Source organism: Rathayibacter festucae DSM 15932 (genome assembly GCF_004011135.1).
GTDB classification, from domain to species: Bacteria; Actinomycetota; Actinomycetes; order Actinomycetales; family Microbacteriaceae; genus Rathayibacter; species Rathayibacter festucae.
Genome location: NZ_CP028137.1, coordinates 1,574,159 through 1,592,439 on the forward strand (window position 1 = coordinate 1,574,159; position 18,281 = coordinate 1,592,439).

Genomic DNA, 18,281 nt, shown 5'->3' on the forward strand with positions numbered 1-18,281 from the left:
CACCATGCCGGCGGCCGTTTCGTCGTGAACGACGGGTCGGTGAAGACGATCGGCTCACGGTGACCGGTCAGCGATGGCCTGCCGATCGCTCACCAGGCGAGCCGGCGGTCGTCCTCGAAGACCGCGCCGGTCGGGCCGTCAGCGGGCAGGGTTGCCAGGCGGACGGCGACCGCCGCGCCTTCGTCCGGTGTCCTGCTGCCGCGGAAGTCGTTGAAGTCAGTGGCGACGTGCCCCGGGGCCGCGCCGTTGATCTTCAGCGTCGTGGCGGCGAACTCGCGGGCGTAGTGCACGGTCAGCGCATTGAGGGCGGTCTTCGAGCTGGAGTAGGCCATGGAGGGCTGGCCCACCCAGGCGCCCTCCTCGCCGAGCGAGCCGCGCTTGCTCGTGATGTTCACCACCCGCCCATCCTCCGCCCGGGTGAGGAGCGGCAGGAACGCCGTCATCATCCGCACGACGGCGAAGACGTTGACCTCGTACACGCTCCTGATGTCGTCGACTGTCTCCTCGGTCGGCGTCGGCAGGTGATCCATCGGGTGGAAGGTGAGCGTGTTGACGCCGGCATTGTTCACCAGCACGTCGAGACGCCCGAACTCCTCCGCGACGCGCGCCGCGAGGGCATCGACGTGGTCCTGCCGGGTGACGTCGAGAAGGACGGGCCGGACGTCGCCGTCGAGGGTCCCCGCCGCGTCCCGGCCGGCGTCGACGCTCCTCGCTCCGAGCAGGACGGTGAACCCCTGCCTTGCGAGGCCGCGCGCGATGGCCAGGCCGATGCCCTTGTTGCCGCCGGTGACGAGGGCGAGCTTCGTCGCAGAATCTCCGAGTGTTGTCATGTCAACACTCTGCGCTCCGGCCGTTGTCGTGTCAACACCGGCGCCGTAGGCTGGGCGGATGACCGCACCGCTGAGCGAGCAGGAGCAACTTCTCTGGCATGCGTGGAAGATCGCAGCGGACCAGGTCCGGCAGCGCGTCGCCGAGGAGATCAAGACCGGCACGGGTCTCTCCGACCCGGACTTCGGCATCCTGACGCGCCTGGTCGAGCTCGGCGGCGGGGAGCTCCGCCAGAGCGACCTCGCCACCTCGATGCAGTGGCATCGCAGCCGGCTCTCGCACCAACTGACCCGCATGGAGCAGCGCGGTCTGCTCGGTCGTCGGAGCGCGGACGCCGGCGTCCACGTGCAGATCACCGATGAGGGGCGGGATGCCGTCCGCGCTGCCCGGCCGATCCACGCCGCCGCTGTCCGCAGGCACCTCGTCGATCGCACCGACGGCATCGATCGCGCGACCCTGATGCAGGTGCTCGAGCGGCTCGCGCAGGACTCCTCGCCGTCCCGATGAGGAATCCCCTCACGGGACAAGCGCGCCGGCTTGGACTGGGGTGACGAGTTCTCATCGGACTCACTTCGCCCACCGCTCGACTCGACAGACGCGCCGGCCCTGAGCTCGCTGGTCAGAGGTCTCGTCGGGCGGTGAGCGGCTCGGGGCCGAGAACCTCCAGCAAGGCGAGGTTCTCGGCGTCCCGTGAGCCTGCCGGCGCGGTGTAGAGCACGAGATGCTGGTCGCGTTCGGTGATGGCGAGGGAGTCGCAGTCGACGGTGATCGCCCCCACGGGTGTACGGCGGAACGTCTTCCGCAGGGGTGGCGGCGTCTGGACGTCGTGCCGTCTCCAGAGCCGTGCGAACTCGGCGCTGCCGGCAAGGAGGTCCTCGATCAGTTCCGCGACGACGGGGTCCGAGGGATACGTGGCGTGAGCGCTGCGGAGCTGCGTGACGACGCCCTCTTGGAACGCGATCTCGTCCGAGATGCCGTAGATCGCTTCCGGTGGCTGCTCTGCGGCGAGGAAGGTCTTCCTCGCGAGGTTGCGGTCGCGCGGCGGCAGCAACGAGAAGTCCTCCATGAGGGCTGCTGCGAGATCGTTCCACGCGAGCACCTCGAAGGTGGCGGACAGGACGATGCCGGCGGTGTGCGGGAGTCGTTCGAGGAGCGCGAGGACGCTCGGTCGAACGTCGCGACGGTGCAAGCCCGACGGGGTCGGAGCGGTGCCGGCGAGCCGGTGCAGGTGGTCGGACTCCTCGGACGTGAGACGGAGAGCACCAGCGATACCACCGAGGACGACGTCCGAGGGTCGAGGAGCGCGGCCCTGTTCGAGACGGGCGTAGTACTCGGTGGAGATGTGCGCGAGAACGGCGATCTCCTCCCGGCGCAGTCCCGGTGTTCTGCGGCGTGGTCCCGACGGTAATCCGACGTCCTCCGGCCGAAGACGCTCGCGGCGACTTCGGAGGAACGCTGCAAGCTCACCCTTGTCCATGCTCCCCAGTGTGCGCCTGAGCCGGCGATGGATCCTCGTACCGTTTGTGCCTGGATGCGGATTCTTCGGGCGGCGACGGTGTTCGTATGACACACACCAACGAATCCACAGCGATCGGCCTGCTGACCGGCAAAGTCATCTTCATCACCGGAGCCAGCCGTGGCATCGGCGCCGCAGCGGCTCGCCTCTTCGCCGGCGAGGGTGCCGCTGTCGTGCTGGCGGCCCGCAACACGAAAGCGCTCGGCTCGATCGTCGACGAGATCCGCGGTCAGGGCGGCACGGCTGATGCCGTTGCCATGGACCTCGCTGACCGGGCGAGCATCCGCGCCGCCGTGGACCACGTCGAGGAGCTCCACGGACGCCTCGACGGCGCCTTCAACAACGGCGGCGTGAACCAGCAGAACGTCGGTCCCCTCGACACCACTTCCGACGACGACATCGACGAGCAGTTCGCGGTGAACTTCCGTGCTCACTGGGTCGGGATGCTCGCCGAAGCAGCCCTCATGAGGAGATCCGGAGGAGGTGCGATCGTCAACACCTCCAGCATCGGCAGCCGCCGCGCCGTTCCGCCCCTGCCCGCCTACGGGGCGATGAAGCGAGCACTGAACAGCATCACCGAGACCGCGGCCGTGACCTGGGCCGGGGAAGGCATCCGCGTCAATGGGATCACGCCAGGTGGAACCGCAACGGAGATGATGGACGAGTGGGAGAAGAGGACGCCGGGCATCATCGAGGCGAACAACGCAGCCAGCCCCCTCGGCCGCATGGCGACCGCCCTCGAGGTCGCCGAAGTCGCCGGATTTCTCCTGAGCGACCGAGCCTCAGCCGTGACGGGCGCCATCGTGCCCGTCGACGGCGGCGCCGGCGCCTGAGGCAGGGGGAACGCACATGACCGACACAACCACCGACAACGGATCGACCCGCGGTAGCGGACCCTCTTGGACGGACCTCAGCGGCCAGGTGGCGGTCGTCACCGGGGCCAGCCGAGGGATCGGGCAAGCGATCGCAATCCGACTCGGCCTCCTCGGCGCCAGCGTCGTCGTGAACTACTCACGCGACGCAGCAGGAGCAGCAGACACCGTCGCCGCCATCACGGTAGCCGGCTCCAACGCCGTGGCCTTCCAGGCCGACGTGTCGGATCCGAGGCAGGTCGACTCGCTGTTCAACTCAGCGCTAGCGCGGTTCGGAGGTGTCGACGTCGTCGTGGCGAACGCCGGTATCGATGAAACCGGCGGACCGATCGTCGACGTCACCGAAGCGGATTACGACCGGATGTTCGGCGTCAACGCCAAGGGTGCGTTCTTCACGCTCCAGCAGGCAGCACGCACGGTGAACCGGGGCGGAACGATTCTCTACATCGGATCGGGTTCCGTACTGCGACCCGTCGCAGGGTTCGGGCTCTACGCGTCCAGCAAGCTGGTCGGCGGGTACCTCACCGGGGTGCTTGCTCAGGAGGTCGGAGGGCGTGGCGTGACCGTCAACACCATCATCGCCAGCGCGACGGACGGCGCCGGGTACTTCGCCGCCGCGTCCGATGATGACCCGCTCCGCACGCTGGTGCAGACCGCCAGCCCCCTCGGATCGAGGATGGGCTCGGTCGATGACGTAGCCGACGCGGTCGAGTTCTTCGTCGGCCCGCTCGCACGCTGGGTCAGCGGCGGTGAACTCCTCGTCAGCGGCGGACAGAACTGAAGACGGCACAGCTGATCACGACCCCGCTCGAGCGTCGTGCCCGAGCGGGGTCTCCAACCCGCGATTCCTGACCGTCCTCAGCCGTCGCTCGAGAGGCCCCCGAGTGCGATACCTCTGCCTGTTGTGCAGATGACCTCGAGCATCTGAATTTTCACGGTCGTCTGCACGGGTGCCTCGACGTCGCGATCAGTCGTGCAGGCGATCATGAGAAACGACAGGCACATCCCGCTCGGCGAACTGATGCGGTGAGCGACCCCCATACGGAACGCCGCCCGCCAAGGGCAAATCCGGCTCAACGGTCTCGACGACGCACTCTCGACACGTGTACAGGGATTCCAGCTCCGGGCTTCGCCGGCAGGTACCCGTAGTTGTCCGCCCACAGCTCCGGCTCGCTCGCGCGGTCGATCCAGCGCAGCGAGTACACCCGCCCACGGATGTCGACCGAGGCTGCGAGAAGTTCATCGAAGAACGACTCATCATCTAGCTGGAAACCGTCCTCGTACAGCGGGCCCACACGCGGATGAGATTCATCGAAGGCAGCGTCGTAGAAGAACGTCCACGCGATCCCCCAATGCGGATCACTCAACTCCCGCCTCCACCACGGGCCGCTGGCCACGAGGTGAGCACCTACCTGCACCGAGAAGTAGCCCGCCAGCTCGCCCTCGAAGGACGCCTCAGCGACAGCCTCGCGAAGCCACTCAAGCGCAGGACGCAACTGCGGCGAGTCAGGCTTGCCCGAGTGGAAGAACATTCGCTGACGATACTGCGCCGGACAGGCCACAGCTACCGGGCTACTCAGTAGGTGACCGGACGACCATCCCCTTACGGGACGGTGTCGACGACCGCACCACTCGGTGAGCAAGAGCCCTGATCGGATCATGCTCGGGCCACTTGCCGGACGAGAGTCCGAGATCCGGATGGTGCGGGGCAGTACCTCTCCGACCTCAGCGGCAGCTCTCCGTCACTTCACCTCGATGAGGCGTGCGGTCGCGGAATGGACGCTCTGGCGCCGCCGGTCGGGTCCGTCCTCTCCAGCACCTTGGGCCAGCGCGAGTGCCGGCGACGCAGCGGACCAGCTCTGAACCAGTGCGAGGATCGCCGCCAGCAGATGCGACCCCGGAAGATCCGACGAGATCAGCCCTGCGGCCTGCGCCTCGGCGATGGCGTCGCTCTTCGTCCGATAGGAGTCGCGCTCGACCTCGGACGCCGTCGAAGCATCGGAGTGCTCCAAGGTTCGCCAGGCGAACAGGCGCAGGAGCTCCGGGCGGGCCTCGAGATAGTCGAAGAGGTTCGCCGCGTACCCCGGCAGGTCCTCGATCGTGAACTCGACGCCGTCGATCATCGGCTCGAGGTTGCGCACCAGGACCGTGTCGAACAGCTGCTCCTTGTCGCCGAAGTAGACGTAGATCAGCCGCTTGTTCGATGCCGCGTGCTCAGCGATCCGGTCGACCCGCGCTCCGGCGAGTCCGTAGCGCTGGAACTCATCGAACGCCGCGTCCAGAAGCCGCGTCCTGGTCGCCTCGGCCTGGCGCTGCTTCGCGGTCGGCGCGGCAGGCGAGCCGTCAGAGAGTGCAGTCATGAACGACCTCCCAAGAATTGCGGTAACTAGCTGGTTACCTTGTGCTACGGTCCTCTCATCCTAACCGAACAGTTACCCAAGGAGAACCTCATGACCACCTGGCTCATCACCGGAACGTCCAGCGGCTTCGGCCGCCACCTGACCGAGATCCTGCTCGAGCGCGGCGACACGGTCGCTGCGACCCTCCGCAGCCCGTCCCGCCTCGACGACCTCGCCGAGGTCCACGGCGACCGGCTGTGGCGCCGCTCGCTCGACGTCACCGATGCCGCCCGGACGCGCGCGGTCGTCGACGAGGCGTTCGCCGAGCTCGGCACCATCGACGTCGTCGTCTCCAACGCGGGCTACGGCCTCTTCGGAGCCGCCGAGGAGCTCTCCGACGAGCAGATCGACCGGCAGCTCGCCACCAATGTCACCGGCGCCATCACCCTGGTCCGGGCCGTCGTCCCGCACCTCCGAGCCCAGGGCGGAGGGCGGATCCTGCAGGTGGCGAGCATGGGCGGCCAGCTCGCGTTCCCCGGGATGTCGCTCTACCACGCCAGCAAGTGGGCGCTCGAGGGGTTCTTCGAGGCGCTCTCCCCGGAGATGGCGCCCTTCGGCATCTCCACCACGCTGATCGAGCCCGGCATGTCCCGCACCGGCTTCGGCGGAGCATCCGCCGACGTCGCACCGCCCCTCGACTCCTACGCCGGCACACCGGCGGCCGACTTCGTCCGCGGACACCTCCCCCTCGAGGCCATGCCGGGCGATCCCCGCAAGATGGCCGCCGCGATGATCGCCGTCGCCGAGCTGGCCGACCCGCCGTTGCGCCAGGCGCTCGGCTCCGACGCGGACGCCATGATCCGCGCCACCCTCCTCGCCCGCCTCAGCGCGATGGACGTCCACCGCGACATCGCGCTCAGCACCGACGCCGACGACTACGTCGCCGCGCCCGCGCACTGACCACACCCGACCAAGACCCCACCCGAGAAACCCTTCAGAGAGAAGAGCAGAGCATCATGACCACCTCCGACCGCCTCACCGGAACCACCGTCCTCGTCACCGGCTCGACCGGAGCCCTCGGCCGCAGCCTCGTCCGCCAGTTCGCCGAAGCCGGAAGCGACGTCATCGCCACCGCACGCCGCCCGCACGAACTCGACGACCTCGTCACCACCGTCGGACCCGGCACGATCCTCCCCACCGCCCTCGACGTGACCGACGAGGACAGCTGGGCCGCCGCCGTCCGCGCCGGTGAAGAGCGATTCCAGCGCCCCGTCACCGTCCTCGTCAACAACGCCGCACGCCTCATCCCCGGGACCACCGAGAGCATCACCCGGGACGAGTTCCTCGCCGTCCTCGACACGAACGTCTTCGGCGCCCTGAACGGAGTGAAGGCCGTCCTCCCCTCCATGCGGCGAGCAGGAACCGGATCCGTCGTGAACGTCAACTCGATCTCCGGCCTCGCCGGAGCACCTGGACTCATCGCCTACTCGACCAGCAAGTGGGCGATCCGAGGCATGACCCAGACCATGGCCAAGGAGCTCGCCCGCGACAACATCCGCGTCAACGGCGTCTTCCCCGGCATCATCGACACCCCGCTCGCCTTCGATCCCGCCACGGGCGACGAACTAGTACCCGTCGACGCCTTCGCGATCCCCAGACAGGCCGACGTCGAGGAGATCGGCCGCTACGTCCTCTTCGCCGCCGCCGACGCGACCTTCACCACCGGCGGGGAGTTCACCGCCGACGGCGGCTTCCTCCTCGGACCGATCTCCTGACCACGAGACACCGAGGCCGGGCGGCGCACCTCTGCGGCCCGGCCTCGGTGATTCAGTGCCCGGTCGACCATCGACTTGCAGGACGGGCGGGAGAAGTCGAAGGCGCGCCTGGCGCACGCGAGCGGACGCTGGGGTACTGAGGCGCTCAATGCGCGCCGTGGAACCCCTGCCCCGCCGCGGCCGACCATCCTCTAGCGGGACGCTTCAGCGGCGATGGCGGGCGCCTGAGCCGGAACTCCCGCTCGGATCTGCACGAGGGTGAGGTCGAGGAGCGGCGTCGGGACGCTCAGCTCCCGCGCTCGGCGAGCGAGGTCGCCGAGCAGGTGCTCGGCCTCGGTGGGCAGGCCTGCGACGAGGTCGCGGTAGAGCGAGGTCGTGAAGGCGGACCCCTCCTCGGTGAGGATCGCGAGGGACTGCTCGTGCGCCGCGGCGGACACCGGCAGGCCTGCCGCGTCGGCGACGGTCTCCGCCTCCTCGATCGCGTCGAGGATCCACGGGAGAGCGCCCGCCTCGAGAGCCGGGCCGATCGCGCTGCGGAAGAGGCAGGTGACGACGCCCGCTGCGGCGATGAAGACCCACTTCTCCCACAGTGCGGAGAGCACGTCATCGGACACCCGCAGGTCGATACCGGGGACGTCGAGCGTCTCGGCCACGTGAGCCGGCACCGGTGCGTCCGTCAGCGAGCCGATCGTGAGCACCGAGAGCCCGGTCATCTGGCGGACCGCGCCGCCGTCGAGAGTCGCGACGATCTTGGCCGAGCCGCCGAGCACTCGCCCGGGGAACTCGGTCTCCAGCAGGTCGATGTGCGCCATGCCGTTGAGGATCGGCAGCACGAGCGTCTCCGCGTCGACCCAGGCACGGACATCGGCCACGGCGTTGTGCAACGCCGACGCCTTGACCGTCACGAGCACCAGATCGAAGGCGGGCGCCTCCTCCCCCACGACCAGTGTCGTCACGTCGAGGGTGCGGTCCTCCGACGGCGAGACGAAGCGGAGTCCGTCTCTCCGCAGCGACTCGGCCCTGCCGGCACGCACCAGGTAGGTGACGTCGCGGCCGGCTTCCTGCAGGCGGGTCCCGAACGCACCACCGGTCGCGCCCGCTCCGACGATGAGAATCCGCACGGCGATGCCCTTCTGTCGCGACCACGAGTCCTCCGAGAGTAGGACGTCGCCGCCACCCCGCTCGACCGTCCCCCTCCGTCCTCCGGTGGGCGAGGCGGGCTTTTCGGGGGGTAGCGGCACGCTCGGCGCGGTCCCTAATTTTGCCAGTGCGGTGTGCTCGTCAGGGAACGCCGGCCGGTCCGGCGAGTTCTCGCGCGGCCCACGACGGCGAATCCGCGCCGTCTCTATCGAAGGACTCTGCCGTGCGTTCCCGTTCTGCTCTCGCCCTCTCCCTCCTCGCGGGAGGCGTCCTCGCGGTCGCCGCGCCCAGCGCGTCCTACGCGGCGTCGAGCACGTCGAGCATCCCCGTCTCGGCGAGGATCGCCAGCAGCGCGACCCTGAGCGCGTCTCCGCTCGATTTCGGCAACTACGCCGGTGCCGCCGTCAACGCGACCTCCACGATCACGGTGACCTCGACGAACGGGACGATGTACTCCGTCGCTGTCGGAAACGGCACCAACTCCCAGGACCCGTCCGGACGCCGTCTCAACTCGGGGGCTGGCGCGTCCATGCTCATGTATCAGGTGTACACGGACTCGGCCAGAACGAACGTCTGGGGCTCCTCCGCGGGTGGCGTCGTCCAGCAAGTGGGCACCGGGTCCGCGCAGACGCTGACCGTCTACGGGACGATCCCGGCGGGACAGAACTCGCCGGTCGGCAGCTACTCCGACACTCTGACGGCGACCGTCACCTACTGACGGTGAGGCGCAGGATCCTCGTCGCGGTCCTTCTCGCAGTCGTCGCGGTCGCTCTGATCGCGGTCGTGCTCGGCCGTGGCGAGGCCGTCGTCCCTGATGTGAGCGACGGTGCTGCGCCGACCGGCGGCGGAGCGGGAGCGATCTCGGTCTCGCCCGTGCGGAGCGTCGTGCCTGCCGAGACCCCGGACGTGACGCTCGCGTACACGATCGGGAACGTCGGCGACGCGGAGAAGACCTACAAGGCGTCGGCCGCCGAGCTCGACTCCAGCGGTCGACCGATCAGCGCTGCGACCGGCGATGCGGGCGCGTGGGTCTCGTTCGATCAGCAGCGGGTCACGGTGTCCGCCGGCGCCTCGGCTCCCGTAGCGGTGCGCATCGAGGCGCCGGCCGACCGCGGCGCGGAAGAGCGCCGGGTCGGCGTGACCTTCGCCGAAGTCGTCGACTCGAGCGAGGGTTCTGTGGGAATGGCGACCGCGATCACCACCTCCGTCTACGTACAGGGCACCGGCACTCCTTCCCGTAGCGCCCGGGTCGAGGGCCTGACGGTGCCGAGCTTCGCGACCGGTTCGTTCCCCGTCACCGCCACCCTGATCAACGACGGCAACGTCACCGTGGTCCCCGGCGCCACGGACGGCGGAGTCGCCGGGACGATCAGCGACGGCGGGCAGCCGTTCGTCATTGCGGGGAACCCCGTCCGGCCCGCCTCCAGCGGCGTGCTCACAGGCACCGTGGAGGCACCGCCTCCCCTCTGCTGGTGCCAGGTCCGCGTCAGCGTCGCGGACGGCAACGACGGCGTCTCCTCGGTCGATGCTCGCGTGCTCGTCACGCCCGCATGGCTTCCCGGGGCCCTGACTGTCCTGGCTGCTCTCCTGGTCATCGCGGCGCTTCTCCGCGCCCGCTCGAAACGACGCGGAACGGACTAGAGAGCGGCAGACCGATCGTGGTGGCGCTCGCGTTCCGGACCTCGAGCGCGCAGCCGTCACCGGCTGGCAGTCGCTGCACTGCTCACCGGAGAGGTCGTCTTCATCGTCGCTCCTGCGGCAACAGAAGCGCGCGAGCGCAGCGTCCGGACAGCCGTCCCGTCATCCGAGGTGCCGGCATCCGTGGACAGCGGACCCGGTCACCGGTCAGCGGGCAGGAACGGCCCGCCGTACTCGCGGATGTGCGCGATCCTTCCGTCGCGGAGGGTGAGAACGGAGATGTACCGTCGGCGCTGCGCTCCCGGCATGTCGGCGCGGACGAGGACGCCGACGTACTCGCAGACCAGGACATCGGGTCGATCGGTCGGCAGGACGCTGGTGAAGTCGACCCGCTCGAAGCGCAGGAAGCCCGCGAGACCGGCGACCATGCGCTCGATCGCGGGCCGGCCGACGATCGGCGCGCTGTCGCCGTCGCCGTCGAACGGCACCTCGATCGTCCCGTCCTCGCAGAAGAGGTCGGGGAAGGTCCTGACCTCTGGATCGATCCGCCCTTCGAGGGCGGCCGAGAACGCGACGACCGCCGCGTCGAAACCGCTGGAGTCCGAGGTCATCAGCGGACCCGCGTGCTGCGGCGGAGGGGACGGAGGCGATCGGGAGTGGACGGCATGGTCCCTTCCTAGCGTGAGAGCCCTCGGAACGGTGGTGAAGCGCCCTCGTGGAGTACCCCGTCGAGTCGGAGCGCCCGCTGTCAAGCATCCGATCCGCTCTTGCCGGGCGTCCGCGATCGCTGTTCTCTGAGTCCGGAATCTCACCCGCCGGCCGGACCGCGGACCGGCTCCGCCCCCGGGCGCCTCGACGAGGCCGCTGCCACGACCGATCGAGGAGCACCCCATGACCGACCCCGCCCCCGCCATCGCGCGCAGCCGAAGCGGCCCGGGCACAGTGCGCCGTCGGGCCGCTTCATCGTGGTGGTCGAGCAGGTGCTCAGAAGCCGCCCGCGGGGCGCACCCGGTAGTGCTCCTCGAGTGCGGTGACCTCGTCCGAGGTGAGGTCGATGTCGACAGCAGCGGCCGCGTCGTCGAGGTGGCGGGGCTTCGTCGCACCGATGATCGGTGCGCTGACGACGGGGTTGCCGAGCACCCACGCCATCGCGATCTGCGCCATCGGCACACCGCGGGCCTCGGCGATGCGCTGCACGGCGTCGATGACGGGGCGGTCGCGCTCGGTGTCGGCGAAGAAGCTGTTGCCCACCGGGTCGTCGGAGGAGCGCTGGGTCTGCTCGCCGGCGGGGCGGGCGACGCGGCCCTTGGCGAGGGGGCTGTAGGGGATGCTGCCGACGCCCTGGTCGGCGAGCAGGCCGAACATCTCGCGCTCCTCCTCGCGGTAGAGGAGCGAGTACTGGTCCTGCATCGAGACGAACCGTGTCCAGCCGTGCAGGTCCGCGGCGTGCTGCATGTTCGCGAACTGCCACGTCCACATCGCGGACGCGCCGAGGTAGCGGGCCTTGCCGGCCTTGACGACGTCGTGGAGGGCTTCCATCGTCTCCTCGATCGGGGTCTCCGGGTCGAAGCGGTGGATCTGGTACAGGTCGACGTAGTCGGTACCCAGGCGGGTCAGCGACGCGTCGATCTGTTGCATGATCGCCTTCCGCGACAGGCCGGCGACGCGCAGCCCCGGACCGCTGCCAGCGGTGTCGCCGAAGTGGGCCTTGGTCGCGAGGACGATCTCGTCACGGTGGGTGAACTGGCGCAGCGCCTCGCCGACGATGCGCTCGGAGTCGCCGTAGGAGTACACGTTCGCGGTGTCCCAGAAGGTGATGCCGAGCTCGAGCGCCTGCCGGAAGAACGGCAGCGCATCGTCCTTGGGGAGTGACCACTGGAGGTGGCCGCTGGCGGGGTCGCCGAAGCTCATGCAGCCGAGCGCGATGCTGCTGATTTTCAGGCCGGAATTGCCGAGGCGGGTGTACTTCATGGCGTGAATCCTCTCGATGGGCGCGACGACGACAGCCGGGGCGGCTGGGGTGTCGAGCGGGTGCAGTGACGCGGGCGGGGTGAGCCCGCCGCTGTCACTGGGTCGTGGTGGGTGCCGTGGTCGGGATGGTGCTGGCGGTCCAGCTGGCGAGGACGCGGAGACGTTCTTCCGACACGGAGGCGGGTTCGGTGACGTAGGTGATGATCGTGATGTCCGGTTCACTGGCGAGGGTGAGTGCTTCGCCGGTGACCTCGACCTCGCCGACAGTGGGGTTGTGCAGGGTCTTCGTGGCGCTGGTGTGCAGGCGCACGTTGTGGGAGGCCCACCAAGTGCGGAACGGGTCGCTGCGGGTGCTCAGCTCACCGATGAGGTCGGTGAGGGACCGGTCGAAGGGGGTGCGGCCGGCTTCGATGCGGAACGCGGAGACCATGTCGCGGGCGACGCGCTCCCAGTCGCCGTAGAACTCCTGCGAGGACGGGTCGAGGAAGAGGTATCGGGCGAGGTTCGCCGGCTCGTTCCCGTTCGGGACCAGGCCAGGCATGAGGGCGGCGCCGAGCTGGTTCATCGCGATGATGTCGGTGCGGCCGTTCCGGGCGTAGGCGGGCAGCCCGCTCATCCCGTCGAGGATGCGCTGCACCCGGTTGCTGGCACGGAACTTCGCGGGGGTGCGCTTGGGCGTGGGACGGGTCAGGGCGTGCTCGGCGTTCGCGGCCCGGGCGAGATCGAACAGGTGCTGCTCCTCGGAGTCGTCGAGCTGCAACGCCCTCGCGACGGCGTAGAGGACGGATTCGGAGACGCCGGCGAGCTTCCCGCGCTCCATCCGGTTGTAGTACTCCGCGCTGACCCCGGCGAGGGTGGCGACTTCTTCGCGGCGCAGGCCCTTCACGCGCCGGCCCGTCGCGGAGGCGGTGAGGCCGGCCGCTTCGGGGGTGAGGCGGTCGCGACGGGTGCGCAGGAAGTCGCTCGCTTCGGTTCCGGTGTCCATGTGGGTCAGCGTAGGCCGGACCCGGACGGGTGAAACAGACACTGCCAGTACACCAAACGCCGCTGCCTGTTCCGTAAGAAGAGGCCGCTGTTGGATGGGCTCACCGGCGGAACCGCAGCCGGTCCGCTTCTTGGAAGGAACGCTCGTGAGCACCATCCCCACCGTCACCCTGAACACCGGCGCTGAGATGCCGCAGCTCGGCTTCGGCGTGTTCCAGATCCCCGCCGAGGACACCGAGCAGGCCGTCATCGACGCGATCACGGCCGGCTACCGCCTCATCGACACCGCCGCCTCCTACGCCAACGAGGAGGCTGTCGGCCGCGGCATCGCCGCCAGCGGCGTGCCCCGCGAGGAGCTGTTCATCACCTCGAAGCTGTGGATCCAGCGCCGCGGCGAGGAGGGTGCCCGCGAAGCGATCACCACCTCCCTGCAGAAGCTCGGCCTGGACTACCTCGACCTGTACCTGATCCACCAGCCCTTCGGTGACTACTACGGCGAGTGGCGTGCGCTCGAGCAGGCCCACAAGGACGGCCGGCTCCGCGCGATCGGCGTCTCCAACTTCGCCTCCGACCGCCTCGTGGACCTCATCGCGTTCACCGACGTCGTGCCCGCGGTGAACCAGATGGAGACGAACCCCTTCCACCAGCAGGTCGACTACCAGGAGCTGCTGCACGCCGAGGGAGTGCAGCTCGAGGCGTGGGCGCCGTTCGCCGAGGGCAAGAACGACCTGTTCACGAACCCCGTCCTGACCGAGATCGGTGACGCGCACGGCAAGTCCGTCGCACAGGTCGTGCTCCGCTGGCTCGTCCAGCGCGGCGTCGTGGTCGTCTCCAAGTCCGTCAAGCCCGAGCGCATGCAGCAGAACCTCGACGTCCTCGACTTCGAGCTCACCGAGGAGCAGATGGGGAAGATCGCCGAGCTCGAGGCGGGCGAGTCGCTGTTCTTCTCCCACGTCGACCCCGACATGGTCCGCTGGCTCACCGGCCGCGCCGAAGCGTAAGCATGCCCGTCCACCAGCCCACCCGCAGGCAGCTCCTGCGGAGCGCCGCGGCCGGCGCGATCAGCGCCGCCGCGGCCGGGCTGCTGGCCGCCTGCACCACCCCGGCGCCTCTTCCCTCCCCGTCCACGCCTGACGCCGCCGCGCCGGCGCCGACTCCTTCGAGCTCGACAGAACCCTCCGTGACTCCCACCCCCCGCAGCCGGATCTTGCTCGCCTACTTCTCTCGCCCGGGCGAGAACTACTGGAACGGCGGCCGCCGCACCCTCGACGTCGGCAACACCGAGGTCCTCGCCGGCCTGATCGGCGACCGCATCGACTGCGACGACTACCGCATCGAGGCCGCCGACGCGTACTCCGACCGCTACGACCCCACCGTGGCGCGCAACGTGCAGGAGCAGGACACGAACACGCGTCCCGCGATCGCGAACCCCCTCCCCGACCTCACCGGCTACGACACGGTGTTGCTGGGCAGCCCGATCTGGAACGTGCAGCCGCCGATGATCCTCGCGACCTTCGCCGACGGCGTCAACCTCACCGCGAAGACGCTGCTCCCCTTCGTCACCTACGCCGTCAGCGGCCTGGGCTCCACCGACTCTTTCTACCGTGACCTCGGCCCCGGTGCGCAGCTCGGCGACGGACTCGCCGTCCGCGGCGAAGACGTCGCCCAAGGCGCCCCCGACGTCGGAACCGACGTCGACCGGTGGCTTACCGCCTCCGGCCTGGCCTGAAAGGCACCCTCATGACCGATCCCACCCTCACCGTCCTCGTCGTCGGCGCCACCGGCAGCGTCGGCCGCCACGTCGTCACCGCCTCCCTCACCGCCGGGCACCGCACCCGCGCGCTCGTGCGCACCCGGTCCCGCGCGAAGGACGTGGATCCCCGTGCGGAGACCGTCGTCGGGGACCTCACCGACGCGGCGACCCTCACCGACGCGGTCGAGGGGATCGACGCGGTGATCTTCACCCACGGCGACAACGCACACGCCGAGGCCGTGAACTACGGCGCCGTCCGCAACGTCCTCCAGGCGTTGAACGGGCGCCCGGTGCGCATCGCGCTGATGACGACCATCGGCGTCACCGTCCGCCACCCCAGCTCCGAGTGGAAGCGCCGCGGAGAACGGCTCGTCCGCGCCAGCGGCAACCGATACACGATCGTCCGGCCCGGCTGGTTCGACTACAACGACGCGAACGAGCGGAAGATCCTGATGCTGCAGGGCGACACCCGCCGCAGCGGCTCCCCCGCCGACGGTGCGATCGCGCGCGACCAACTCGCCCGCGTCCTCGTCGCCACCCTCACCGATCCCGCCGCCGAGGGCCGCACCTTCGAGCTCTTCGACGAGCGCGGCCCCGAGCAGGACGACCTCAGCCCCCTGTTCGCCGCCCTCGACACGGACCCCGCCAGATCCGTCGACGGAGTGCTCGACCAAGCGAACCTGCCGCTCGAGCAGGAACCCGCGCCCGTCCGCGCGGACCTCGACCGCGTCCGCGCCACCCGCTGACCATCACCACCGACGGGAGAAGCATCACGACACGAAGCCCCGTGAAAACACCGCCACGAAGCGCCGAGATCCACACCTACGGGGTGAATCCCGCTCGTCGAGGTGACGCGGTGAACGACCCCCATACGGGACGACTGACCAGTAGGCGCAGCGCTCCATGCCGTACTTTCGTCAACCGTTCTCTGAGCGCTAAGCGGATGCCTGTGGGCTAGGCTGATGCGCAGCCAAGACGATCCCCGCTCGAGTTGGGCCGTCCAGGTTAGCTGTCCCCTACTAAAGAACTGTTCGCCTCGTGGACCGGTGGCAGATCAGCGGGGGCGAGGACCGTCGCGGTATAACAGCTCTGATCGGATCGGTCGTATGATTCGCGACGTGACCGCTAATCCTTTCCCCTCCCGCGCCGCCAAGGCCTTCAAGTGCCCGTTCTGTCACGTGTCGTCCGCGCAAAAGTGGGCCGAGCTCGGGCAGGGTTTGATCACCGGAAACGGCAAGGCGTTTCGAACTCTCGAGCCTCGCGAGGAGGACGAAGCAGATGCATTCTGGGAGCAGACGGTCGAGCTTTCCCACTGGATTCGGTCGAGCCGGTGGGCTTGTTCACTGTGTGACAACTGTGACCGCACGGCAGTCTGGCGCGACAACACCATGGTGTATCCAGTGCGCTCCGCGAGCGACATCGAGGACGCCCATCCAGACATGCCTGAGAGCGCGGCGGCCCTTTACCGAGAAGCTCGCGATGTCGTCCCCATTTCCCGCCGAGCGGGCGCTGCTCTTGCCCGCGCGGCGCTGGAACGTCTCGTGAAGGAACTCGATCCAGATGCACCAGCAAGGGCGAGCCTCGACGATCGGATCGTACGACTCCACACGCGGGTCTCGCAGCCGCTCTGGGATCTCCTCACTGTATTACGGCACACCGGGAACAAGAGTCTCCATGTGGACAGTGAGCCGGATGCAGCGACGGTCCTCGTCCTCGACCCTCAGGACGAAGACGCGTTGCCCATCCTTTTCGGCGCGCTCAACGACCTCGTCGACGAACTGGTTCTTCGGCCTAGACGCACGTCCGAGCTCCTCGCTCAGGTACCAGAAGCGGTGAGAGAGGGCGCACGGGCGAAGGTCGCGGCGGCGGCTGCCGCGGCAGATCGAGCCTGATCTTTCCCTCTCTACAGGTGCCCCTGTGCCCTGGTGCACGCTACGCGCGGCACGCCGCAGCGCCATCCCCACCCCCGCCGCCGGACACCGCCGGGGCGCTCCGATGTCGACGGAGGCTGCGTCTAGCTCAGCGCCGCGGAAGTGTTCGCGGTGCTGTACCGCGAAGCGATCCGAGCCGGACTGCTCGGAGACGGAGAACGCCTTCACATCGTCCGGCAGACCGCCCCGCGGCTACGCGGTGGCGCAAGCCACCGCCGCCAAGGCATACCGTGCTCTCGAACACGACGGCCGCGTCGAGGGCGTGCTACGCGCCTCGGCCGACTCCGCGTCGGAGCAACACTTCAGCTACAGGCCGTCTGAGCTAAACCGAATTTCCACGAGTTGCAGTTCGGCGGATCACGTAAGCACAACCCGTCACGGACGCCCGGTTGACCATCCCCTTACGGGACAAGCCAGCTTGCCCAGCAGAAGCTGATGCAAGCAGTAGACCGTCAGGGCGTGCCCTACGCCCCACTTACGGTGAGGAACCACGCCGTATCGCGATCGGCAGCAGTTGTCGCCGCACCAACGAGGTCGATCGGCTCGGTGCCGAGAAAGTCCGAGTCGATGGCAAACGGGCCTTCGCCGCAGTCGACGGTCCGGACAGTGGTCGTGCCCGTTATGACGGTGCCTGTTGTGGAGTCCGAGTCGAGCTGCAGTTCGACTGTGCCGTCTCCAAAGCATTCGAAGGCGATGGCGCCGGGAAGCTCCGGTTGCTCGAAGGCGGCCACCACCCGATCGCCTTCCCGGCCAGCGGTCGACTCGGACGACAGCACCGCGAGAAAGGGACCGCCCGCGTCGATCTCGGCCTGACGATCCGAGCGCCACTGAGCCAGCTGCGCGCGATCCACTGAGCCAGCTGCGCGCGATCCACTGAACCCGGCGCGCAGGCAGTCATGGTGCCCACGACGGCCAGAAGAAGAGTGAGCACAGCAGGATGACGCCTCATCTGCCCACCCTAGGTCGGAGCGAACGGGCCTGGTCGCCGGCCTGGCCGAAAGTGCCGCACCGAGCGTCCGGCTATCAGACACGCGGGAAGGATCACTCCACCGCGCGGCCTGGGGCTGCGTAGTCGGCAGGCCCATCGTCAGTGCGGCGGGCGAGGATTTCTGCTTCGGCTGGCGCGCCTTCGAGGAGTTCACCGAGCGAAAGCACCTTGAACGGCTCCTGCTGCGTGCTGTGCGAATCGTTGTCGATCGCTGCAAGCATCCGGGTGTCAGCGCGGTCGGATGCGTTGGCGCCGTCACGGAGGATCAGAACCGTGGTCTCGCGCGCCTCGCACCAGGTGTTATTGCAGTAGACGTCGACGCGGCCGGTGTCCGCCTCGACGTCCGACTCGGAGAGCTTTGCGGTCATCTGCCCGCAAAAGTAGCACTGGGCGTATCCCGGGTTGTTCGCCGCCGGCCCGACGAGGGCGCTGCGCACCCAAGGAGTCTCGCCTGCCTGCCAACCGTGGTGTTCGTGAATAGTGCTCATGCCTGCTCCTTCGCAGTAGACGTGATCTTCCGTCAGCAGTATGACGGCACCGGGTGCG

At 68.8% G+C, this 18,281-nt stretch carries 21 protein-coding genes; 11 read left to right on the forward strand and 10 right to left on the reverse strand.

The annotated features are described in order from the left end of the window. Positions 1 to 89: 89 nt before the first annotated feature. Positions 90 to 830: an SDR family oxidoreductase gene (locus tag C1I64_RS07345; RefSeq protein ID WP_127886768.1), complete on the reverse strand. Its 741-nt coding sequence runs from the start codon at positions 828 to 830 to the stop codon at positions 90 to 92. 58 nt (positions 831 to 888) lie between these two features. Here C1I64_RS07345 and C1I64_RS07350 point away from each other — a divergent pair, with 58 nt between their 5' ends. Beyond that, positions 889 to 1,335, forward strand: a complete 447-nt coding sequence (locus C1I64_RS07350) for a MarR family winged helix-turn-helix transcriptional regulator (protein WP_127886769.1) — start codon at positions 889 to 891, stop codon at positions 1,333 to 1,335. Positions 1,336 to 1,447: 112 nt separating this feature from the next. Here the strand turns inward: C1I64_RS07350 and C1I64_RS07355 are convergent, their stop codons facing one another. Further along, complete coding sequence (locus tag C1I64_RS07355; protein ID WP_127886770.1) at positions 1,448 to 2,305, reverse strand: helix-turn-helix transcriptional regulator; 858 nt, start codon at positions 2,303 to 2,305, stop codon at positions 1,448 to 1,450. An 86-nt stretch (positions 2,306 to 2,391) separates the two neighbouring features. Here C1I64_RS07355 and C1I64_RS07360 point away from each other — a divergent pair, with 86 nt between their 5' ends. Both C1I64_RS07360 and C1I64_RS07365 read left to right on the forward strand, forming a co-directional pair. Beyond that, entirely contained in the window at positions 2,392 to 3,177 is a 786-nt protein-coding gene (locus tag C1I64_RS07360; RefSeq protein ID WP_127886771.1) for an SDR family NAD(P)-dependent oxidoreductase, read from the forward strand. 16 nt (positions 3,178 to 3,193) lie between these two features. Further along, positions 3,194 to 3,997: an SDR family oxidoreductase gene (locus tag C1I64_RS07365; protein ID WP_127886772.1), complete on the forward strand. Its 804-nt coding sequence runs from the start codon at positions 3,194 to 3,196 to the stop codon at positions 3,995 to 3,997. A gap of 292 nt (positions 3,998 to 4,289) precedes the next feature. On the opposite strand, the gene C1I64_RS07370 is transcribed toward C1I64_RS07365, so the two are convergent. Together C1I64_RS07370 and C1I64_RS07375 are read right to left on the reverse strand one after the other, a co-directional pair. Further along, positions 4,290 to 4,748 (reverse strand): hypothetical protein, encoded by a 459-nt coding sequence (locus C1I64_RS07370; RefSeq protein WP_127886773.1) that lies wholly within the window; start codon positions 4,746 to 4,748, stop codon positions 4,290 to 4,292. 210 nt (positions 4,749 to 4,958) lie between these two features. Continuing rightward, a complete protein-coding gene (locus C1I64_RS07375; protein ID WP_127886774.1) occupies positions 4,959 to 5,576 on the reverse strand; it encodes a TetR/AcrR family transcriptional regulator in 618 nt (205 codons plus the stop codon). Positions 5,577 to 5,666: 90 nt separating this feature from the next. Between C1I64_RS07375 and C1I64_RS07380 the strand changes: the two genes are divergently transcribed. Together C1I64_RS07380 and C1I64_RS07385 are read left to right on the forward strand one after the other, a co-directional pair. Further along, positions 5,667 to 6,515: an SDR family oxidoreductase gene (locus C1I64_RS07380; RefSeq protein WP_127886775.1), complete on the forward strand. Its 849-nt coding sequence runs from the start codon at positions 5,667 to 5,669 to the stop codon at positions 6,513 to 6,515. A gap of 56 nt (positions 6,516 to 6,571) precedes the next feature. Then, positions 6,572 to 7,330: an SDR family NAD(P)-dependent oxidoreductase gene (locus tag C1I64_RS07385; RefSeq protein ID WP_127886776.1), complete on the forward strand. Its 759-nt coding sequence runs from the start codon at positions 6,572 to 6,574 to the stop codon at positions 7,328 to 7,330. Positions 7,331 to 7,521: 191 nt separating this feature from the next. On the opposite strand, the gene C1I64_RS07390 is transcribed toward C1I64_RS07385, so the two are convergent. After that, positions 7,522 to 8,451, reverse strand: a complete 930-nt coding sequence (locus C1I64_RS07390; protein WP_127886777.1) for a 2-dehydropantoate 2-reductase — start codon at positions 8,449 to 8,451, stop codon at positions 7,522 to 7,524. A gap of 242 nt (positions 8,452 to 8,693) precedes the next feature. On the opposite strand from C1I64_RS07390, the gene C1I64_RS07395 reads away from it, so the two are divergent. Next, positions 8,694 to 9,188 (forward strand): Csu type fimbrial protein, encoded by a 495-nt coding sequence (locus C1I64_RS07395; RefSeq protein WP_164874478.1) that lies wholly within the window; start codon positions 8,694 to 8,696, stop codon positions 9,186 to 9,188. A 2-nt stretch (positions 9,189 to 9,190) separates the two neighbouring features. Beyond that, a complete protein-coding gene (locus tag C1I64_RS07400) occupies positions 9,191 to 10,111 on the forward strand; it encodes a hypothetical protein (protein WP_123735698.1) in 921 nt (306 codons plus the stop codon). A gap of 197 nt (positions 10,112 to 10,308) precedes the next feature. Here C1I64_RS07400 and C1I64_RS07405 read toward each other — a convergent pair whose 3' ends face one another. The 3 genes from C1I64_RS07405 to C1I64_RS07415 form a co-directional block, all read right to left on the reverse strand. Next, a complete protein-coding gene (locus tag C1I64_RS07405) occupies positions 10,309 to 10,719 on the reverse strand; it encodes a nuclear transport factor 2 family protein (protein ID WP_123735699.1) in 411 nt (136 codons plus the stop codon). A gap of 373 nt (positions 10,720 to 11,092) precedes the next feature. Next, positions 11,093 to 12,079 carry an aldo/keto reductase gene (locus tag C1I64_RS07410; RefSeq protein ID WP_127886779.1) on the reverse strand — a complete coding sequence of 329 codons (987 nt, stop codon included), beginning with the start codon at positions 12,077 to 12,079 and terminating at the stop codon, positions 11,093 to 11,095. A 94-nt stretch (positions 12,080 to 12,173) separates the two neighbouring features. Beyond that, positions 12,174 to 13,064: a helix-turn-helix domain-containing protein gene (locus C1I64_RS07415; protein WP_127886780.1), complete on the reverse strand. Its 891-nt coding sequence runs from the start codon at positions 13,062 to 13,064 to the stop codon at positions 12,174 to 12,176. A gap of 145 nt (positions 13,065 to 13,209) precedes the next feature. Here C1I64_RS07415 and C1I64_RS07420 point away from each other — a divergent pair, with 145 nt between their 5' ends. From C1I64_RS07420 to C1I64_RS07435, 4 genes are all read left to right on the forward strand, one after another. Further along, positions 13,210 to 14,064: an aldo/keto reductase gene (locus tag C1I64_RS07420; protein ID WP_279630158.1), complete on the forward strand. Its 855-nt coding sequence runs from the start codon at positions 13,210 to 13,212 to the stop codon at positions 14,062 to 14,064. A 179-nt stretch (positions 14,065 to 14,243) separates the two neighbouring features. Continuing rightward, positions 14,244 to 14,792, forward strand: coding sequence for a flavodoxin (locus tag C1I64_RS07425; RefSeq protein WP_244209421.1), 549 nt, complete (start codon positions 14,244 to 14,246; stop codon positions 14,790 to 14,792). 11 nt (positions 14,793 to 14,803) lie between these two features. After that, positions 14,804 to 15,562 (forward strand): SDR family oxidoreductase, encoded by a 759-nt coding sequence (locus C1I64_RS07430; protein ID WP_127886782.1) that lies wholly within the window; start codon positions 14,804 to 14,806, stop codon positions 15,560 to 15,562. A 372-nt stretch (positions 15,563 to 15,934) separates the two neighbouring features. Beyond that, positions 15,935 to 16,708: a DUF4145 domain-containing protein gene (locus C1I64_RS07435; RefSeq protein WP_164874479.1), complete on the forward strand. Its 774-nt coding sequence runs from the start codon at positions 15,935 to 15,937 to the stop codon at positions 16,706 to 16,708. Between the two features lie 503 nt (positions 16,709 to 17,211). Here C1I64_RS07435 and C1I64_RS07440 read toward each other — a convergent pair. Together C1I64_RS07440 and C1I64_RS07445 are read right to left on the reverse strand one after the other, a co-directional pair. Continuing rightward, complete coding sequence (locus C1I64_RS07440; RefSeq protein WP_127886784.1) at positions 17,212 to 17,598, reverse strand: hypothetical protein; 387 nt, start codon at positions 17,596 to 17,598, stop codon at positions 17,212 to 17,214. A 190-nt stretch (positions 17,599 to 17,788) separates the two neighbouring features. Beyond that, positions 17,789 to 18,223: a hypothetical protein gene (locus C1I64_RS07445; RefSeq protein WP_127886785.1), complete on the reverse strand. Its 435-nt coding sequence runs from the start codon at positions 18,221 to 18,223 to the stop codon at positions 17,789 to 17,791. Positions 18,224 to 18,281 lie beyond the last annotated feature (58 nt).

Bases quoted from the DNA above. Each gene is read 5' to 3' on its own strand.
- C1I64_RS07345 (WP_127886768.1), bottom strand. From the start codon at position 830: ATGACAACACTCGGAGATTCTGCGACGAAGCTCGCCCTCGTCACCGGC.
- C1I64_RS07350 (WP_127886769.1), top strand. From the start codon at position 889: ATGACCGCACCGCTGAGCGAGCAGGAGCAACTTCTCTGGCATGCGTGG.
- C1I64_RS07355 (WP_127886770.1), bottom strand. From the start codon at position 2,305: ATGGACAAGGGTGAGCTTGCAGCGTTCCTCCGAAGTCGCCGCGAGCGT.
- C1I64_RS07360 (WP_127886771.1), top strand. From the start codon at position 2,392: ATGACACACACCAACGAATCCACAGCGATCGGCCTGCTGACCGGCAAA.
- C1I64_RS07365 (WP_127886772.1), top strand. From the start codon at position 3,194: ATGACCGACACAACCACCGACAACGGATCGACCCGCGGTAGCGGACCC.
- C1I64_RS07370 (WP_127886773.1), bottom strand. From the start codon at position 4,748: ATGTTCTTCCACTCGGGCAAGCCTGACTCGCCGCAGTTGCGTCCTGCG.
- C1I64_RS07375 (WP_127886774.1), bottom strand. From the start codon at position 5,576: ATGACTGCACTCTCTGACGGCTCGCCTGCCGCGCCGACCGCGAAGCAG.
- C1I64_RS07380 (WP_127886775.1), top strand. From the start codon at position 5,667: ATGACCACCTGGCTCATCACCGGAACGTCCAGCGGCTTCGGCCGCCAC.
- C1I64_RS07385 (WP_127886776.1), top strand. From the start codon at position 6,572: ATGACCACCTCCGACCGCCTCACCGGAACCACCGTCCTCGTCACCGGC.
- C1I64_RS07405 (WP_123735699.1), bottom strand. From the start codon at position 10,719: ATGACCTCGGACTCCAGCGGTTTCGACGCGGCGGTCGTCGCGTTCTCG.
- C1I64_RS07410 (WP_127886779.1), bottom strand. From the start codon at position 12,079: ATGAAGTACACCCGCCTCGGCAATTCCGGCCTGAAAATCAGCAGCATC.
- C1I64_RS07415 (WP_127886780.1), bottom strand. From the start codon at position 13,064: ATGGACACCGGAACCGAAGCGAGCGACTTCCTGCGCACCCGTCGCGAC.
- C1I64_RS07430 (WP_127886782.1), top strand. From the start codon at position 14,804: ATGACCGATCCCACCCTCACCGTCCTCGTCGTCGGCGCCACCGGCAGC.
- C1I64_RS07445 (WP_127886785.1), bottom strand. From the start codon at position 18,223: ATGAGCACTATTCACGAACACCACGGTTGGCAGGCAGGCGAGACTCCT.